General features: G+C 64.4%; 20 protein-coding genes and 1 tRNA gene. All 21 read left to right on the forward strand.

The features are described from left to right. The first annotated feature begins 20 nt into the window (after positions 1 to 20). The 21 genes from AAHK21_RS09785 (at position 21) to AAHK21_RS09885 (ending at position 17,356) form a co-directional block, all read left to right on the forward strand. A tRNA-Gln gene (locus AAHK21_RS09785) sits at positions 21 to 95 on the forward strand. Positions 96 to 140: 45 nt separating this feature from the next. After that, positions 141 to 1,082: a ribose-phosphate pyrophosphokinase gene (locus tag AAHK21_RS09790; RefSeq protein WP_016391678.1), complete on the forward strand. Its 942-nt coding sequence runs from the start codon at positions 141 to 143 to the stop codon at positions 1,080 to 1,082. A gap of 118 nt (positions 1,083 to 1,200) precedes the next feature. Then, the gene (locus tag AAHK21_RS09795) at positions 1,201 to 1,797 is read left to right on the forward strand and encodes a 50S ribosomal protein L25/general stress protein Ctc (RefSeq protein WP_011532196.1); all 597 of its coding nucleotides are present in this window, start codon (positions 1,201 to 1,203) and stop codon (positions 1,795 to 1,797) included. A 79-nt stretch (positions 1,798 to 1,876) separates the two neighbouring features. Beyond that, a complete protein-coding gene (gene pth, locus AAHK21_RS09800; RefSeq protein WP_023629555.1) occupies positions 1,877 to 2,461 on the forward strand; it encodes an aminoacyl-tRNA hydrolase in 585 nt (194 codons plus the stop codon). Between the two features lie 23 nt (positions 2,462 to 2,484). Then, positions 2,485 to 3,585 (forward strand): redox-regulated ATPase YchF, encoded by a 1,101-nt coding sequence (gene ychF / locus AAHK21_RS09805; protein ID WP_023629554.1) that lies wholly within the window; start codon positions 2,485 to 2,487, stop codon positions 3,583 to 3,585. Between the two features lie 476 nt (positions 3,586 to 4,061). Next, the gene (locus AAHK21_RS09810; RefSeq protein WP_367857127.1) at positions 4,062 to 4,526 is read left to right on the forward strand and encodes a phage tail protein; all 465 of its coding nucleotides are present in this window, start codon (positions 4,062 to 4,064) and stop codon (positions 4,524 to 4,526) included. A gap of 91 nt (positions 4,527 to 4,617) precedes the next feature. Next, positions 4,618 to 5,733: a DUF2586 domain-containing protein gene (locus AAHK21_RS09815; protein WP_367857128.1), complete on the forward strand. Its 1,116-nt coding sequence runs from the start codon at positions 4,618 to 4,620 to the stop codon at positions 5,731 to 5,733. A 3-nt stretch (positions 5,734 to 5,736) separates the two neighbouring features. Then, entirely contained in the window at positions 5,737 to 6,186 is a 450-nt protein-coding gene (locus tag AAHK21_RS09820) for a phage protein (RefSeq protein ID WP_367857129.1), read from the forward strand. Then, positions 6,186 to 6,437, forward strand: a complete 252-nt coding sequence (locus AAHK21_RS09825; RefSeq protein WP_367857130.1) for a TraR/DksA family transcriptional regulator — start codon at positions 6,186 to 6,188, stop codon at positions 6,435 to 6,437. Before AAHK21_RS09820 ends, AAHK21_RS09825 begins: the two co-directional genes overlap by 1 nt. Continuing rightward, positions 6,434 to 6,721: a putative phage tail assembly chaperone gene (locus tag AAHK21_RS09830; protein ID WP_046857146.1), complete on the forward strand. Its 288-nt coding sequence runs from the start codon at positions 6,434 to 6,436 to the stop codon at positions 6,719 to 6,721. The genes AAHK21_RS09825 and AAHK21_RS09830 overlap by 4 nt, the downstream gene beginning before the upstream one ends. Before the next feature lie 173 nt (positions 6,722 to 6,894). Continuing rightward, on the forward strand, positions 6,895 to 9,009 hold the full coding sequence (locus AAHK21_RS09835) for a phage tail tape measure protein (RefSeq protein ID WP_367857131.1): 2,115 nt from the start codon (positions 6,895 to 6,897) through the stop codon (positions 9,007 to 9,009). After that, positions 9,009 to 9,326, forward strand: coding sequence for a DUF2590 family protein (locus AAHK21_RS09840; protein ID WP_046857148.1), 318 nt, complete (start codon positions 9,009 to 9,011; stop codon positions 9,324 to 9,326). The genes AAHK21_RS09835 and AAHK21_RS09840 overlap by 1 nt, the downstream gene beginning before the upstream one ends. Further along, complete coding sequence (locus AAHK21_RS09845) at positions 9,323 to 10,495, forward strand: baseplate J/gp47 family protein (protein WP_367857132.1); 1,173 nt, start codon at positions 9,323 to 9,325, stop codon at positions 10,493 to 10,495. Before AAHK21_RS09840 ends, AAHK21_RS09845 begins: the two co-directional genes overlap by 4 nt. Then, entirely contained in the window at positions 10,492 to 11,016 is a 525-nt protein-coding gene (locus AAHK21_RS09850; RefSeq protein WP_367857133.1) for a phage tail protein, read from the forward strand. The genes AAHK21_RS09845 and AAHK21_RS09850 overlap by 4 nt, the downstream gene beginning before the upstream one ends. 8 nt (positions 11,017 to 11,024) lie before the next feature. Beyond that, positions 11,025 to 13,043: a phage tail protein gene (locus tag AAHK21_RS09855; RefSeq protein WP_367857134.1), complete on the forward strand. Its 2,019-nt coding sequence runs from the start codon at positions 11,025 to 11,027 to the stop codon at positions 13,041 to 13,043. 8 nt (positions 13,044 to 13,051) lie between these two features. Then, positions 13,052 to 13,762, forward strand: coding sequence for a hypothetical protein (locus AAHK21_RS09860; protein ID WP_367857135.1), 711 nt, complete (start codon positions 13,052 to 13,054; stop codon positions 13,760 to 13,762). Continuing rightward, positions 13,759 to 14,682: a hypothetical protein gene (locus AAHK21_RS09865; protein ID WP_367857136.1), complete on the forward strand. Its 924-nt coding sequence runs from the start codon at positions 13,759 to 13,761 to the stop codon at positions 14,680 to 14,682. Before AAHK21_RS09860 ends, AAHK21_RS09865 begins: the two co-directional genes overlap by 4 nt. Further along, positions 14,679 to 15,218, forward strand: a complete 540-nt coding sequence (locus AAHK21_RS09870) for a DNA-binding protein (RefSeq protein ID WP_367857137.1) — start codon at positions 14,679 to 14,681, stop codon at positions 15,216 to 15,218. Before AAHK21_RS09865 ends, AAHK21_RS09870 begins: the two co-directional genes overlap by 4 nt. After that, entirely contained in the window at positions 15,215 to 15,919 is a 705-nt protein-coding gene (locus tag AAHK21_RS09875) for a hypothetical protein (RefSeq protein WP_367857138.1), read from the forward strand. Before AAHK21_RS09870 ends, AAHK21_RS09875 begins: the two co-directional genes overlap by 4 nt. Beyond that, positions 15,892 to 16,863, forward strand: a complete 972-nt coding sequence (locus AAHK21_RS09880; protein WP_367857139.1) for a hypothetical protein — start codon at positions 15,892 to 15,894, stop codon at positions 16,861 to 16,863. Before AAHK21_RS09875 ends, AAHK21_RS09880 begins: the two co-directional genes overlap by 28 nt. A gap of 196 nt (positions 16,864 to 17,059) precedes the next feature. After that, positions 17,060 to 17,356 (forward strand): cupin domain-containing protein, encoded by a 297-nt coding sequence (locus tag AAHK21_RS09885; RefSeq protein WP_110702996.1) that lies wholly within the window; start codon positions 17,060 to 17,062, stop codon positions 17,354 to 17,356. The last annotated feature ends 5 nt before the right edge of the window (positions 17,357 to 17,361 follow it).

The raw sequence follows: 17,361 nt of genomic DNA on the forward strand, positions 1-17,361 counted from the left end.
GAATTCGCAGCAACAGATACAGGGGCGTCGCCAAGCGGTAAGGCAGCAGGTTTTGATCCTGCCATGCGTTGGTTCGAATCCAGCCGCCCCTGCCATTTCTTATACTCATCCAGGTTACCCTCAGCCTTCAGGTACTGCGCGTGTCCAAGATGATGGTCTTCACGGGGAATGCTAACCCCGATCTGGCTCGGCGTGTCGTACGTCAGCTGCATATTCCACTGGGTGATGTTTCTGTCGGTAAGTTCTCCGACGGCGAAATCAGTGCTGAAATCAACGAAAATGTCCGCGGTAAAGACGTCTTCATCATTCAGCCCACCTGTGCCCCTACCAACGACAATCTGATGGAACTGGTAGTGATGGCCGACGCCTTCCGCCGCTCCTCAGCGTCGCGAATCACCGCCGTGATTCCTTACTTCGGATACGCCCGCCAGGACCGCCGTCCGCGTTCGGCACGTGTAGCCATCAGCGCCAAAGTCGTCGCTGACATGCTCACTGTCGTAGGTATCGACCGTGTACTCACCGTCGACCTGCACGCTGACCAGATCCAGGGTTTCTTCGATATCCCCGTCGACAACATCTACGGCTCGCCCGTACTGGTCGACGACATCGAAGACCAGCGTTTCGAGAACCTGATGATCGTTTCCCCGGACATCGGTGGTGTGGTGCGTGCTCGCGCCGTCGCCAAGTCCCTGGGCGTCGATCTCGGGATCATCGACAAGCGCCGCGAAAAGGCTAACCACTCCGAGGTTATGCACATCATCGGCGACGTCGAAGGACGCACCTGCATCCTGGTAGACGACATGGTCGACACCGCCGGCACCCTGTGCCACGCGGCCAAGGCCCTGAAAGAACACGGCGCTGCCAAGGTTTACGCCTACTGCACGCACCCTGTCCTGTCGGGCCGCGCGATCGAGAACATCGAGAAGTCGGTACTGGACGAGCTGGTGGTGACCAACACCGTTCCGCTGTCCGCCGCTGCTCAAGCCTGTGACCGTATCCGCCAGCTGGATATCGCACCGGTTGTCGCTGAAGCGGTACGCCGCATCAGCAACGAAGAATCGATCAGCGCGATGTTCCGCTAAGCGGAACACGTGTTGATATGAAGCGCCCCGCCCCAGCATTCGTTGGGGCGGGGCTTTTTTGCCATCCCCGTTGGCGCTGGTCGCAAACGCCCTCGGGGGGCTATTTTGGAGAAGCAAAATGACTGATTTCATCCTGAACGCCCAAGCGCGTACTGACCTGGGGAAAGGTGCGAGCCGCCGCCTGCGTCACTCCGCCAACATCCCTGCCGTTGTCTACGGTGGCGATAAAGAAGCCCAGTCCCTGACCATCGTGGCCAAGGAAATCGCCAAACTGTTCGAAAACGAAGCTGCCTTCAGCCACGTTATCGAACTGAATGTCGACGGCGCCAAGCAGAACGTCGTGGTCAAGGCCATGCAGCGTCACCCGGCCAAAGGCTTCATCATGCACGCCGACTTCGTTCGCGTCGTTGCTGGCCAGAAGCTGACCGCCAAGGTCCCGGTTCACTTCGTCGGCGAAGAAGCCCCGATCAAGAAAGGCGGCGAGATCTCGCACGTTGTTTCCGAGATCGAAGTTTCCTGCGAAGCCAAAGACCTGCCTGAGTTCATCGAAGTCGACCTGTCCAAGGCCGAAGTCGGCACCATCATCCACCTGTCGGACCTGAAAGCTCCGAAAGGCGTAGAGTTCGTCGCTCTGGCCCACGGTGATGACAAAGCTGTTGCCAACGTCCACGCCCCGCGCGTTGCCGCTGAAGCTGCTGAAGGCGCTGCCGAGTAATCCACTCGCACGCCGGCGTTGATCGGGTTACAGTGCCGCGCGCACCGTAACCCACCAACTCCAAGGAAGAGCCCCTGACGTGACCGCCATCCAGTTGATCGTCGGCCTGGGTAACCCCGGCCCCGAATACGAACAGACCCGGCATAACGCAGGGGCTCTTTTCGTTGAACGCCTCGCCAGCGCCCAGCGCGTCTCGCTGTCCGCTGACAAGAAGTATTTCGGCCTGACGGCTAAGTTCAGCCATCAAGGCAACGATGTTCGTTTGCTGATCCCCACCACCTACATGAACCGTAGCGGCCAGTCCGTGGCGGCTCTGGCCAATTTCTTCCGCATCAAGCCGGAAGCGATCCTGGTGGCGCACGACGAACTCGACCTGCCCCCCGGCGTCGCCAAGCTCAAGAGAGGCGGCGGCCATGGTGGGCACAACGGCCTGCGCGACATCATCGCGCAGCTCGGCAACCAGAACGACTTCCACCGCCTGCGGCTTGGCATCGGCCACCCGGGTGACGCCAAACTGGTCTCCAACTTCGTCCTGGGCCGCGCGCCGCGCGCCGAGCAGGAGAAGCTCGACGCCAGCATCGATTTTGCCCTCGGCGTGATGCCCGACGTGCTTGCCGGCGATTTCGCCAAGGCGATGCGCGAACTGCACAGCCAGAAGGCCTGACACTTTTAGATAGGGGAATACCCATGGGTTTCAATTGCGGCATCGTCGGCCTGCCCAACGTCGGCAAGTCCACCCTGTTCAACGCCCTGACCAAGTCCGGCATCGCGGCGGAGAACTTCCCCTTCTGCACCATCGAGCCGAACAGCGGCATCGTGCCGATGCCCGACGCACGCCTGGCCGCGCTGGCCGAGATCGTCAAGCCGAACCGCATCCTGCCGACCACCATGGAGTTCGTCGACATCGCCGGCCTCGTCGCTGGCGCCTCGAAAGGTGAAGGCCTGGGCAACAAGTTCCTCGCCAACATCCGCGAGACTGACGCCATCGCCCACGTGGTGCGCTGCTTCGAAGACGAGAACGTGATCCACGTTTCCAACAGCGTCGACCCCAAGCGCGACATCGAGATCATCGACCTCGAACTGATCTTCGCCGACCTCGACAGCTGCGAGAAGCAACTGCAGAAGGTCGCCCGCAACGCCAAGGGCGGCGACAAGGATGCCCTGGCGCAAAAGGCCATCCTGGAAAAGCTGATCCCGCACTTCACCGAAGGCAAGCCGGCACGCAGCCTGATGAAGAACATGGCTGACGACGAAAAAGCCGTCATCCGCGGTTTCCACCTGCTGACCAGCAAGCCGGTGATGTACATCGCCAACGTTGCCGAAGATGGCTTCGACAACAACCCGCACCTGGACGTGGTCAAGGCCATCGCCGAGGAAGAAGGCGCGGTCGTGGTACCGGTGTGCAACAAGATCGAAGCCGAGATCGCCGAGCTCGACGACGGTGAGGAGAAGGACATGTTCCTCGAGGCCCTGGGCCTGGAAGAGCCTGGCCTGAACCGCGTGATCCGCGCCGGCTACGAGCTGCTCAACCTGCAGACCTACTTCACTGCCGGCGTGCAGGAAGTGCGTGCCTGGACCGTGCGCGTGGGCGCCACCGCGCCGCAGGCGGCCGGCGTTATCCACACCGACTTCGAGAAAGGCTTCATCCGCGCCGAAGTGGTGGCCTATGACGACTTCATCCAGTTCAAGGGTGAGAGCGGTGCCAAGGAAGCCGGTAAATGGCGCCTTGAAGGCAAGGACTACATCGTCAAGGACGGCGACGTGATGCACTTCCGCTTCAACGTCTGATGCAGCGCCCCTGAAAAAACCCGCTTCGGCGGGTTTTTTTTCGCCCACAGAAAAGCCCTACAACCCCCGCCCGCAAAGACCGACATGCATATCGGCAATTTTTTATGCATAAATATTTCCAGATTCGCATTGACTGCATATGCATTGCTGCATAATCTATGTCTCGAACCGGACAGCAACCGGTTGTTACACAGGCAGCGATGAACAGGCCTCGACTGTTCAGAGGGTTGGCAACTGGCCCGGGTGTGCAGCGTAAAGCACCACGATCAGTTATCCGGCGGGCACACGGCCGCGGTCGGAGTCACCAATTCGAAGCGCAACCGCATGGCGTCACCAGTCGTGGCCAGCGGTGACCACGCGCATTACTGAAAAGCCTGCACGGCGGGCTTTTTGGAATGCCGCTCCCAGGGCCAGCCTCTCTCACACGAGTACTCAACGATGATTTATTCAGGCAACCCCGCCCCGAGGTCAGCCCCATGAACCAGTTGAAAGCACTGACCAGTTACCTGCTCGAACGCAAACTGGTGCCTGCTGAGCAACTCCATGCCCAGGCGCAGCAACTCGACCTGCAACTGGCCTGGACACAGACCGAGCTGGGTCTGCACATGGGCAACCTGCGCTACCGCGCCCTGTTCGATCTCGACGACTTCAGCGGCCATCCCGGGCGCCTGATGGCCCTCGCCGGGAGTTGGCTGGAAGCCAAAGACCCCGGGCGCCATCTGTTCGCCCTTCCGGCACCGACCCTCACCGTCAAGCAGAAGGTCCCAGGCAGCGATTTGCTGGATGTGTCGCTGGCCCTGGAGTTCGTCGAGCCCCTTTACCTGACCGAGGACGCAGCCGGAGAAATCGAGGTCTTCGGCAAGACCTGGTCATTCCAGCCCCACGACCTGTGGGTCGCCGAACAAGGCGATGTGGTCGTGCAGGGCAGTCCCCTCCCCTGACCTGTTACCCGGGCCCAGCGCCCGTCCCGCCGGCAACCTGATTGGCAGGCTCCGGCACAACCCTTCAATCACCCCGCTAACGAGGCAACCTATGGCACTCGGTAAAATCAGCGTGAACAATCTCAACCTCGGCCAGGGTGCCGTGACCGAGATCGAGCGCTACTTCCTCTTCATCGGCCCCGCCGCAAAGAACGTCGGCAAGCTGTTGGCCCTGAACACTGACAGCGACCTGGACAACGAACTGGGCGTGGCCGCCAGCGACCTGAAGACCCAACTGATCGCCGCCCGCGCCAACGGCGGCGGCCGCTGGGCCTGCCTGGCCGCGCCGATCGGCGCCGAAGGCGACTGGGCCAGCGCCCTGGAGTACGCCCAGCAACACGGCTACTCGGTCGAAGGCATCGTCGTCACCAAGCCGGTGACCGCCGGCGCGGAACTGCTGGCCTTGCACACCGCCGCCGAACAGCTGAACGCTCGCCATGGCCGGCGTTCGTTCGTCCTGGCCGCGTCCGCCGGCATCCTGCCGACCGTGACCTGGTCGGACTACCTGCTCGAGCAGAAGGCGCTCACCGACGGTATCGCCGCGCCACGTGTCGTGGTGGTGCCGCAACTGCACGGCAACGACCTGGGCGTGCTCGCCGGTCGCCTGGCCAATGCCGCCTGGAGCATCGCCGATACCCCGATGCGCGTCGCCAGTGGCCCTGTCCTGGGCCTGGGCACCGTGCCGGCGGACAAGGACGGCGTGCCGCTGCCCTCGGCAGTACGCAGCGAGCTGGACAAGGCACGCTTCTCCGTATCCCAGACCTACCCGGACTACGAGGGTGTGTACTGGGGCGACGCCAACATGCTCGACACCGCCGCCAGCGACTTCCAGGTCCTGGAATACCTGCGCTTGGCCGACAAGGCCGCACGCCAGGTCCGTCCGCTGCTGATCCGCCGTATCGGCGACCGCCGCCTGAACAACAGCCCCGCCAGCATGGCCGCCAACACCAGCGCATTGATGGCGCCGCTGCGCCGCATGGCCAAGGCGGTGAAATTCGCCGGCGAAGTGTTCCCGGGCGAAATCCAGCCGCCCCGCGACGGCGACCTGGTCATCGTCTGGAAGAGCCACACCCAGGTGGAAGTGTTCATCCGCATCCGCCCGCACAACTGCCCCAAGGACATCACCGCGAACATCGCGCTGGACCTTTCCCAGGACAACCAGGAGTAACCCATGGCCAAGATCAGTGGCTTGAACTTCGACATCAACGTGGGCGACCTGAAGATCCACGTTGAAAGCGCAACCCTCGACATCACCGACAACAGCGCCGTGGCCCACACCAAGGGCGTGCCAGACGGCTGGGTCGCCGGCGACGTGGCCGCCAGCGGCGAGCTGGAAGTGGACACCAGCAACTTCAACCTGATCATCGAAGCCGCCGCCAAGGCCGGCAGCTTCCGCCAGCTGAGCACCTTCGACCAGCTGTTCTACGCCAAGACCCCCACTGACGAGATTCGCGTCGAGGCCTTCGGCTGCCGCTTCAAGATCTCCAGCCTGCTCAACATCGACGCCAAGGGCGGCGAGAAGACCAAGCACAAGCTGCCGTTCGACGTCACCAGCCCGGACTTCATCCATGTCAACGGCGTGCCTTACCTGTCCTTCGCCGAGGTCGAGGGCCTGAGCTGATGGTGTGCCCATTCGACCGCGCCCAGGCCCTGGAACAGCTCAGGCGTGATCTGGCGATCGCCGCTGTGCGTGACCGACGGGCGGCGACTGGGCCGAGCCTCACCGATTGCGCGGACTGCGGCGACGAGATCCCCGAGGCGCGCCGCGCCTTGGGTGGCATGCGCCGCTGCGTCCCCTGCCAGCACCGCCACGAGCGCAGCGCTCCCCCCTTCGTTTTGATTCCCGTATTTCATTGGAGTAGTACCCCATGACCCAACGCACCGAAATCACCCTGGAAGTCGGCGACCTGTCCCTGGACTTCGCCGTCGATCCGGCGCTGATGACCAAGTACATCAACGCCCTGACCCCGTCCAACAAGGTCGCACCGGCCAACAACCTGCTGGTCACCGCCGTGAAGCCCGAGCACAAGGACCAGCTCAAGCCGCTGCTGGCCAACCCGATGACCGTCATCCAGCTGGCCGGCGCCCTGGTCGAGGAATACGCGCCGACCGTCGAGGTCACCGTAAAAAAGCGCTCGGCCACGCAGAGCGACTGACCGAGGACGGCCTGGGCCAGCTGCTGGCCCTGACCGCGCGCTGGCTGCCCGGTGCATCCGCCACGCCCGAGAACCTGGGCACAGCCAAGTGGCTGGAGGACGAGCACTGGCGGCGAATGGAAATCGCCATTGCCAACGGCATCGCACGTGCATTCAACGGAAGCTGACATCCCATGAGCGCGAACACCGCAATCAGCCGGCTGGATTTCATCCTGTCGCTGACCGACAAAGTCACCGCGCCGCTGGCGAGGATGACCCAAGGTTTCAACAAGCTGACCGAGAAAGGTCAGGCCGCCATCAAACAGATCAGCGATGGCACGCAGAAGCTGCAAAACTCCGCCAGCGGCTTTGGCACCTTCCTTGAGCCCGCCCTGGAAATGAACCGCGCCCTTGGGGATGTGCGCTCGCTTGGCGTGGCCGAGGACGCCCTGGAGGCCTTGAACAGGAAAGCCCTGGCGTTCTCCATCGCCTATGGCGAGAACGCCCGGGACTTCGTCGCCTCGGCGTACAAGATCGAAGGCGCGATCAAGGGCCTTTCCGGCTCCCAGCTGGCCACCTTCACCTACACCAGCAGCGTGCTGGCCAAGGCCACCAAGTCCGACCAGGGCGTGATGGCCGAGTACGTCGGCACGATGTACAACCTGCAGAAGCAGCAGGCCGACGCCATGGGCAAGGGCCAGTGGGTCAAGATCCTGGGCGGGCAGACCGCCCTGGCGGTCCAGCTGTTCCGCACCAGCGGCGAACAGATGAAGGATGGTTTCAAGGAGGCCGGCGCCCAGGCTTCCGCCGCCGGCATCGGCCTGGCCGAGCAGATGGCCGTGATCGGCAGCCTGTCCGGCAGCATGGACGGCAGCGCGGCCGGCGGGCTCTACAAGGCCTTCTTCGAGAACATCGAGGACGCCTCGGACAAGCTCGGCATCAAGTTCACCGACACCAACGGCAAGGTCCTGCCGATGCTGGACATCCTGGCCAAGCTACAGGGTAGGTTCGGCGACCTGCGCGGAGCTGCGGCCAACGCCAAGATCACCGAGGCCTTCGGCGGTGAGGCCGCCCAGCTCATCGGCGCGCTGGCCCAGGACACCGACCGTCTCAAGAACGGCATCGACAAGCTGGGCCAGGTGCGAGGCCTGAAACAGGCCGAGCAGATGGCCAAGGCCATGGTCGACCCCTGGCAGCAGTTCGGGGCTGCGGTAAAAGGGCTGCGCATCGCCTTCGGCCAGGCGCTGATTCCCATTCTGCAACCGCTGATGGCACGCCTGGTCGAGATCGCCCAGACCCTGGTCCGCTGGATCAAGCTGTTTCCCAATATCACCCGGGTGATCGCCATCGCTACCTTGACGATCCTTGGCGCCAGCGCCGCGCTGACCGCGCTTGCAGTTCTGAGCGGGCTGGCCCGGATAAGCCTGCTGGGTGCACAAGCCGCCTGGGCCCTGCTCAACCTGGTCGGGCTGCGCAGCATCGCGGTGGTCTTGAGGCACACCTTCGTGCTGTCGCTCTTCCTGGCACGCCTGGTCGCAATGTTCGCCTGGATGGGGATCGTGAGACTCGCCACCCTCGCCTGGCAGGGTGCGGTCTGGCTGCTCAACGTCGCGCTTCTGGCCAATCCGATCATCCTCATCATCGCGGGCATCATCGCACTGGTCGCTGCCGTGGTCCTGGTCATCGCGTACTGGGACGAACTCAAGGCCGCGTTCCTGGACAGTGCCGCCTTCCAGTGGGTCAGCGGACAGCTGGATGCACTGAGCAAGTGGTTCACCGATATGGGGGGCTGGACAGGTATGGCCAAGGCCGCCTGGGACGGCATCGTCAAGGTCTTCCGGAGTTCGCTCGACCAGGTGATCGAGTGGTTGAACAAGATCCCGGGCGTCAACATCGAGACCTCGTTCGCCGATCTGCCGGAATCCCCCAAGGTGCCAGGGCTTGCCAGCCAGGTCGCGCCGATCGGCGTACTGCCCATGAGCAACACGCCGCCACTGCTCAAGACCCTGATGCAGGTGCCCTCACCGGCCCCGCTCACGGCTTCGATGGCACCCGCAGCCGTCGCGGCCACCATGGCCAGCGCACCGATCGAGCAACTCGACCAACAGCGCCAGCGCATGACCCAGACCGCACTCAACCTCTCGCCGGCCAGCCCGACGAGTGTTCCCCAGGGGGGGCTGATGACCCAGATCCAGAGCAGCACCCAGACCCAGGATCGACGCATGCACGTCGAGAGGATCGAGATCAACACCAGCAAGGCCATGAACCCGCTGGAGCTCGAGCAGATGATGGAAATGGCGGTGGGCTGATGAGCGACTACATCGATCTGCTGATCCACGACAACGACCTGGTACTGGACCCTTCCCATCAACCGCTGCTGATCGAGGACCGCGCCAGCATCGCCCAGGACATCGCCCACATGATCCGCGACAGCGGCCTGCTGGTGACCCTGGTGGCCGAGCGCAGCCGCCAGCGCCAGGCCGACTGCATCCTGCAGCTGGAACTGCTGGTAGAGGACGACGAGCGCCTGCTGCCCGGTACCGCCCGCATCCTGCAAGAGCGGCCGGGCGTGTACCGGGTCACGGCTAAAACCCTGAAATTCGGTGACATCGAGGTATACCTGTGAGCGACTTGGACTTTCGCAAGGTGCTGGCCGACGCCGGCATTCCCACCACCGAGGCGGCGCTGCACAAGGCCTGGGAGGCCGAAGTGGCCGCCCAGGGCAGCAAGCTGAGCAACACCAGCGCCTACTCGCCGTTCTGGCGGGTGGTGACGGCGCTGGTGACCAAGCCAGTGCTCTGGCTGGTGGGCTTCATCAGCGACACCGTGCTGCCCAACTTCTTCGTCAAGACCGCCAGCGGCGCCTGGCTGGACAGCCTGGCCTGGGCAGTGAACATCGAGCGCAAAGGCGCGACCAAGGCCCAGGGGCAACTGCTATTCACCCGCGAGAACAGCGCCGGCGAGCTGCTGATGCGCGCCGGCGTCGTGGTGCAGTCCGCTGCGATCAACGGACACGTCTATCAACTGGTGACCGTCGAGGACGCGGTGTTCCCGGACGGCCGCCTGCAACAATCGGTCAAGGTCCAGGCACAGCAGGTCGGCAGCGGCTACAACCTGGCGCCCGGCTACTACGCCATCCTGCCCGAGCCAGTGCCGGGGATCGTTCAGGTGGTCAATGACGACGGCTGGATGACCTCGCCCGGGGCCGACCCCGAGCCCGACGAGCAACTGCGCCTGCGCACCCGCAACCAGTTCAGCGCGGTCAACCAATGGCACACCGACGCGGTCTATCGCGCCATGATCGCCGCCTTCCCGGGCGTGCGCCCCGATGGCGTGTACTTCCTCCATGACGCGCCGCGTGGTCCGGGCAGCGCCAACGCCTACGTGCTGTTCGACGCCGATGTGCCAGCGGAATCGTACCTGGCGCAGATCAACGCCCACGTGCGCGACGAGGGCAACCACGGCCACGGCGACGACCTGTTGGTGATGGTCATGCCCGAGACGCAGCACGACATCGCACTGACGGTCTGGCCGCGGGCGAACCTGACGACGAAGCGCCGCGAGGCATTGCTGCAAGGCATTGCCCAGTTCATCCGCGCGGCGTTCCGTGAAAGCACGGCCAGCGACTACCGGCCGACGCTGACCTACCCACAATCGCGGTTCTCCTTCAGCCGCCTGGCCGAGGAACTGCACCAGGCCTTCGCCGACATCGAATCGCTGCACTTCGCCAACGAGGACATCGTCTCGCCGCTGAGCATCGCGCGCATCGCCGATCTGCGGGTGGACCTGGTATGAGCCCGTTGAAATTGCCGTTCTGGCTCGCCGGCAGCGAACTGACCAAGCTCAAGGACGCCGCCCAGGCCTGGTGGGCCAGGGTGACCGAGTGGCTGCGCTGGCCGCTGATGCAGATGGATGCCGAGACCTGCCACCTCACCGTGCTGGACCTGCTCGCCTGGCAGCGCGATATCACCCGCTTCAAGGACGAGCCGGAAAGCCTGTACCGGCTGCGGGTGAAGTTCGCCTTCATCAACGCGGTCGATGCCGGCAGCACGGCGGGCCTCAAACGCATCCTGCATCGGCTGGGCGTCGGCTACGTGGAGATCGACGAACGCCTGGCGGGGCGCGACTGGGACGTGGTCCTGCTGCGCCTTTCCGACTCGCAGCTATCGGAGAACCCTGAACTGTTGCGTGTGCTGGTCCAGCAATACGGTCGGACCTGTCGCCGCTATGACTTCGTGTCGATCACCCCCGTTTCGCTGCGCATTGGCGCAGTTCATTTCAACGACGACCAGCAGACGCTGGTCGCCAGCCTGTAGGAGCCACCATGGCTACAATCACGCTCGCCGGTGAAAGACTGATCGCCGAAAAGATCGCGAACGATGACTTCCTGACGATCTCCCGGTTCATCTACGCCAACGTCCCGGGGCTCGACCCTGCCAAGCCGGTGGATCGCAACGAAGCCATCCCCCCTGCGCAGCAGATCGTTCACCGCTACGAAGTACCCAACAGCAACCGGGGCTTCGTCAACCCCAACCAGGTGGTCTACAGCTCGATGCTCGGCAGCGACATCGGCGATTTCGACTGGAACTGGCTCGGTCTGGAAACCACGGATGGGATCCTGTTCGCGGCGGCCTACGTGCCAATGCAGCAGAAACGCCGCAACATCCCGCCCCTGCAGATCGGCAACAACACCACACGCAACATCCTGGTCGAATTCAGCGGCGCCCAGGCGGTGACAGGCATCACCATCGACGCCAGCACCTGGCAATACGACAGTACCGTTCGCCTGGCCGGGATCGATGAGCGCGAGCGCGTGAGCAACCGGGACATCTTCGGCCCGGCGTGCTTCTTCGGCACCGCCATGCAACTGGAGAAAGCCAACGATTCCGGTGGCTATCGTGCAAAGGGCGGTCTGGCCTACGTCGAGGGGATACGCATCGGCGGCCTGGGCTCGGGCACTACTGGCGTGACCATTTCGTCCTTGCCCGCCACGGTCTGGGTGGATGTTGCGATGGAGCGCAACGGCAATGACGTGTATGGCAAATGGACGCTGGTGACAGCCAAGGAGCGGCCCAACTACTGGGACGCTGCGGGCAAGTTCCATTACTGTGTGGCGATCGCCGACGTGACAAGCGCCGGCATCGTCGATCGCCGCACGGTAGAGCCAATCGACGGCCCGTTGGTGAGGCACTTCGCAACCCGTAAATCGGTCACCGATCTCGAGGATGGCACCACGTCGGCCGGCAAGGCCCGCCGCCTGGCCGAGGCGCGGCAGATCGCCTTGCAGGGCGATGTCACCGGTCGCGTGGACTTCGATGGCAGCAGCAATGTGGCCCTCCAGGCCACGCTTGCGGATATCGGTGTGGTGCCCGGGGCCTATTCGAAAGTGATCATCAACGGCAAAGGCCAGGTCGTTGGCAACGAGCCACTGAAGCCGGCCGACATCCCGAGCCTGGACTGGAGCAAGCTCACCAGCGGTAAACCGAGCACGCTGCAAGGGTATGGCATTACCGATGCACTACGCACCGGATATAGCAACCAGATACCCCGATTCTATTCAGATACACCGAGTACGAACTACATAAATGCAGCCCTGGAAATCCGCGAGGTAGGGCTGGTCCTCAATTCCAAACTGACCTGGGAATACGCTCCTCGCCTTGGCTTCCATTGGGGAAGCCAGGTAGCGGGCGACCTGGCCATGAATGCCCAAGGCGTGATCGCCTGGAACGGCCTGCCGCTCTATCACACCGGCAACCTGAACCCGGCGGCCATCGTGCCGGCAGGCACGCTGATCCAGACGTTCAGCCGCACCGCTCCCAGCGGCACGCTGCGTTGCAATGGCGCGGCAGTGAGCCGCACGACCTATGCCGCGCTGTTTGCAGCGATCGGCATCATTTACGGCGTCGGCGATGGCGCGACAACGTTCAACCTGCCAGACACCCGCGGCCTGTTCACCCGGGACGTCGATGACGGGCGCGGATTCGACCCGGGCCGAGCCCAAGGCTCCGTCCAGAACAGCCAGAACCTGTGGCATGCGCACTCGGCCTCGGCAGCCGAGGCCGGCTGGCACTACCACCCCGGCAGCTCGATTGCGGCAGGTGGTGAACACACCCACACCGCGCCTCGCGCCATGAACAACGATGTCGGTAACGGCGCCCCCAACTTCACCACCGCGAACTATGCCAACGGCGTGACGGCACCGACCCATGCCGCCGGCTCGCACACCCACGGCCTGTCGATGGTCGGCGATGGCGTGCACAGCCATGCGATCACCATCGCTGGCGACGGCGGCAATGAATCGCGGCCAGTGAACATGGCCTTGTACTCCTTCATCAAATATTGAGGTGCCGCATGGCAACGACCAAGACCGTCTATCAAACTTCCCAGCTTGGACTGTTCACCGGCATCACCGAAGCGGACGAGTCCCCCCTCGAACCCGGCGTCTTCCTGATTCCCGGCGGCTGCGTGGAAACAGCCCCGCCATCGATCCCCGAACACAAGGCCGCCCACTGGAACGGCCAGGCCTGGACCCTGGTGGACTACCACGACGGTCTGGTGGTCTACAGCATCACCAACGCCGAGCCTCTTACCATCACCGGCATGGGGCCGATCCCTTCGGGCTACACGGTGAAGCAGCCCGGCCCGGACCAGGTATGGAAGAACGGCGAGTGGGTAGACGACACCACCGCCGTGCTGGCCAAGGTTCATCAGCAGAAACTGGACGAGATCAGTGCCAGCTGCGCGCAGTACCTCGAAGCCGGCTTCGACTCGGCGGCCCTGGGCGAGGCGCACCGTTACGGCAGTTCGCTGGAAGACCAGGTCAACCTGACCGGCCTGGTGTTCAGCGGCCTGGACAGCACCTACCCCTGCATCGGCAGCGATGGCGCGCGTCAGTTCCTGACCCACAGCCGCGACCAGTTGCTGCAGGTGAACAAGGACCTGGTCCTGTTCAAGCAAGCGGCTCTGCAGCACGCCGACCAGCTCAAGCGTGATGCGGCGAAGGCGCTGCAGGCCAGGAAGCTCGACGCGCTGCGTGCAATCAAGTGGACGGTGCCGGCATGAACTGGGCGCCCGTCACCTTGCGCTGGCCAGCCGAGGCGACCCGTTGGATGGACCAGCTCGACACCGCCAAGGCCATGGCCGTCAGCGAGCTCGCCAGTACCGCACAGCGCCTGAGCGGGTTGCAGGGACTGGTCAGCACCAACCCCGGGCCGGTCGGCGCCGCGGCCAAGGGCGCGATCGCGGCCGGACGCCAGGCGCTGGCCGAGCAGTTGGGCGAAGTGCCCAGGTGCCTGGTGGTGACGCCGTTCCAGAGCGGTGTCGGCCAGGGGCGTGGCTACCAGCGCTTCCTGTCCGCGCCGAACCTGCTGCGGCAGCTGGCCAACAAACTGACCGACGCCACCGACGGCGGCAGCCCCCAGGGTGAGCAGCACGCGCTGTGCCTGCTGTTCCTGGGTACCCGCCACGACCAGCTGGCCGCCGGCCTGGGCCGCTTCAACGCCCTGATGCCGATCCCCGAGCTGGTACGCGCGCAACGCCGCGCGGAGCACCTGGCCCGGCTTGAAACCGAGAAATGGCAGATTCCCCAGGCCACCGTCCTGCCGCGCTGGGAGGCCTTGCCGCTGGAGCGCTGTACGGTGCTCAAGGCCGCGCAGCAATCGCTGGCCGGGCAGATCGCGGTGCTGGAAAGCTACGCCGCCGACAGCTCGCCCATGAGCGACCTCGCCGGGCTGGCGGCACTCAAGGCCAACCAGCAGCAGCTCCGCGACCAGCGCCTGGCCGACCTGCGCCAGCTGCTGGAAGGCGGCCAGGCCGACAGCTCGGTACGCGCCCGCCTGTTCGGCCCGGGCAACAACACACAACTGCGGCGCATGCTGCTCGAAGGCGATGCCCCGGGGCATGAGTGGGTGATGAGCGCGGGCGTGATCCTGGTCGGCTCGGCAAAAGGCCTGAGCTTCGTTCGTGAAATGGTGGGTTTATGACACTGCTACTGTTGGACGGCCAGCCCGTCGAAGGCAAGACCCTGAAAGTCACCGGCAACCTGCGCATCGAAGCCGAGGACCTGTCCGGCCAGACCAGCAATACCGACACCGCGCACAAAGGCTTCAAACCCAAGACCCTCACCGTCACCCTGACCATCCCCTACGTCAACAGCGTCTGGCTGCGCAACCTGATGCGCCTGGCCGAAGCCACCCAGAGTGGCGGCCAGCTCAAGACCTACCGCATCGTCAACGACACGGCCGAGGCCTTCGGCATCCGCCAGGTGTGCTTCGCCGACAACGTCAACGTCCGGGAGGACGACTCGCTGGCCTGCTGGCGGGTGCAGTTCGGCCTGGCCGAGAAGACCTCCAACCCGGAAAAGGTCGAGAAGCGCCGCGCCAAAAAGCGCGTCAAGGCACAGGCCGCACCCGGTGCCGCGGCAGGGGCGGAAGATGACGAGGATGACAAGGATCCGGAGCTGACCAGTTTCGAAAAACTGTTGAAAAAAGTGGACGACTGGCTGGGGGAGAAACCATGAAACTGCATCAGGTACTCCGCGTGGCAGGCGAACGCCACGACCTGGTCAGGGCGGACGTGCGTCTGGAGCTGCGCAACCCGGGGCGGGCGACCTTCATCGTCCAGGCCGAGGCGCCCCTCAAAGGCCTGGTCACCCTCGACATCGGCTACAACGACAGCACGCTGCAACGGCATTTCATCGGCTACGTCGAGCGCTGCACCACCGCCAACGCCAAGCAGCAGGTGCTGTTCTGCCGCGAGCTGGCGGCGATCCTGGCCAGGCCGCTGCCGATGAACCTGCGCCATGTCGACCTGCACGGCGTGCTCGACCAGGTCGGCCAGCAGACCGGCCTGCGCTTTCGCGTGCCCGAGCGGCCCTACGCATCGGTGCGCGCACCGTTCTTCTACAGCCTGGCCGCTGGCTTCCAGGCCATGGAGAGCCTGGCCCAGGTGTTCGACATCCCCGACTTCATCTGGCAGCAGCAGGGCAATGGCGAGGTGTACGTGGGCAGCTGGGCCGACAGCTACTTCGGCGCCCGCCCCGCGCTGCAACTGCCCACGGAGCTGTTCGACAACTACCAGGGTAACCAGAGCGCCACGATTGCCGCCCTGCCAGGGCTGCGTCCAGGCGCACCGATCAACCACGGCGAGCGCGTGACCCATGTCACGCTGGCCGGCAACCAGATGGCCATACGATGGAAGACGCAATCCGCCGCGCCGTAGCGCGCCAGTTCCCCGAGATCACCGGCGGCTACCACCTGCCGCGCTTCGGTCGGGTGGTCGCGGTCCCCGATGCGCCGGCGGCGCCCGGGCTGTGCGACGACTTCCGCCCGCGCTTCGGTGTCGATGTCCAGGTGCTGCTACCAGATGGCGAGCCCGACCCGGCGCTGCCGGTGTTCACCAGCCTGCCGCTGCCGGCGCCCATGGGTGGCCAGGAGCGCGGCATGTTCGGTTTCCCCGAAGAAGGCACCACCGTGGTGGTGTCGTTTGCCTACGGCCTGCCCCACAAACCCTTCATCCAGCAGATCCTGCCCCATGGGCTCAGCCTGCCCAAGGTGCCAAAGGGTGATCTGGTATGGCAACACAGCGAGGCCTGCCAGCAGCGCGCCGACGCCGATGGCAACTGGCTGCGCCAGACCGATGGCCGGATCCGCGACAAGGCGATCGAGCGCGAGGTCGAGGCACTGGCCAACACCGAGCAGTTCCAGAGCCATGCGCGGACCGTGGACGACCACTCGACCGAGACCGTGGGCGGGGTGAAGAAGATCGAGGCCCTCGGCGCGCTCAAGCTGCTGTCCGGCGGCTCCGCCAGCCTGGCCGCCCTCGACGACCTGCACCAGGCCACCGGGCGCGACCTGAACCTGGCGGTTGGGCAGAAACTCAACGCGGCGATCGGCGGCGACGTCCAGGAACGAATCGAGGGCCTGCGCGACAGCGTGGTGAAGATCAGCCAGCGCCTGCAGGCGCCGAAGACCTGGCTGGGCTCGGAGGCGGTGAACGTGCTGCAGGTGCTCTGCGACCTGCTCGAGCTGGTCCAGGCGATGAACACCGAACTGGCCGCGCATGTGCACGGCCCCACGCCACCACCGAGCAATGCGGCGGCCTTCAGCGGCGCGGCAGTGCAGGCCCAGGCCATGGGGCTCAAGTTGAAGCCAATCACGCTGTAGTTTTCAGGGCGTTTCGTATCGCGGGGCCAGCCCGCTCCCCCAGGCTCAACCTTGAGCCTGGGGGAGCGGGCTGGCCCCGCGTTCGTTTGCGCCGGAAAAAGTTGAGCGTTCACACGACTGACTGCCAGCAGACTTGGATTTAAACCACCGAGCAAGCGGTCCAGGCTGGACGCTTTTCCGTGAGCAGGCCTACCCCATGACGCAGAAGCCCCAACGCCCCAAAGCCGTACCCACCGTTCAGGTGAACACCGAAGAAGTGATCGTCACCGAATGGCGCTTCGCCCCAGGTGCCGAGACTGGCCGGCACCTGCACGGCCATGACTACGTGGTGGTGCCGATGACCGATGGCACGTTGTTGCTGGAGACCCCGGAAGGCGAGAAGCTCGCCCCTCTGGTGGCGGGCCAGAGCTACTTTCGCAAGGCCGGTGTGGAGCACAACGTGGTCAATGCCAGTGACCACGAAGTGGTGTTCATCGAAACCGAGCTGAAGTGATGAAC

It is taken from the genome of Pseudomonas sp. TE50-2 (assembly GCF_040813665.1).
Lineage (GTDB): Bacteria > Pseudomonadota > Gammaproteobacteria > Pseudomonadales > Pseudomonadaceae > Aquipseudomonas > Aquipseudomonas soli.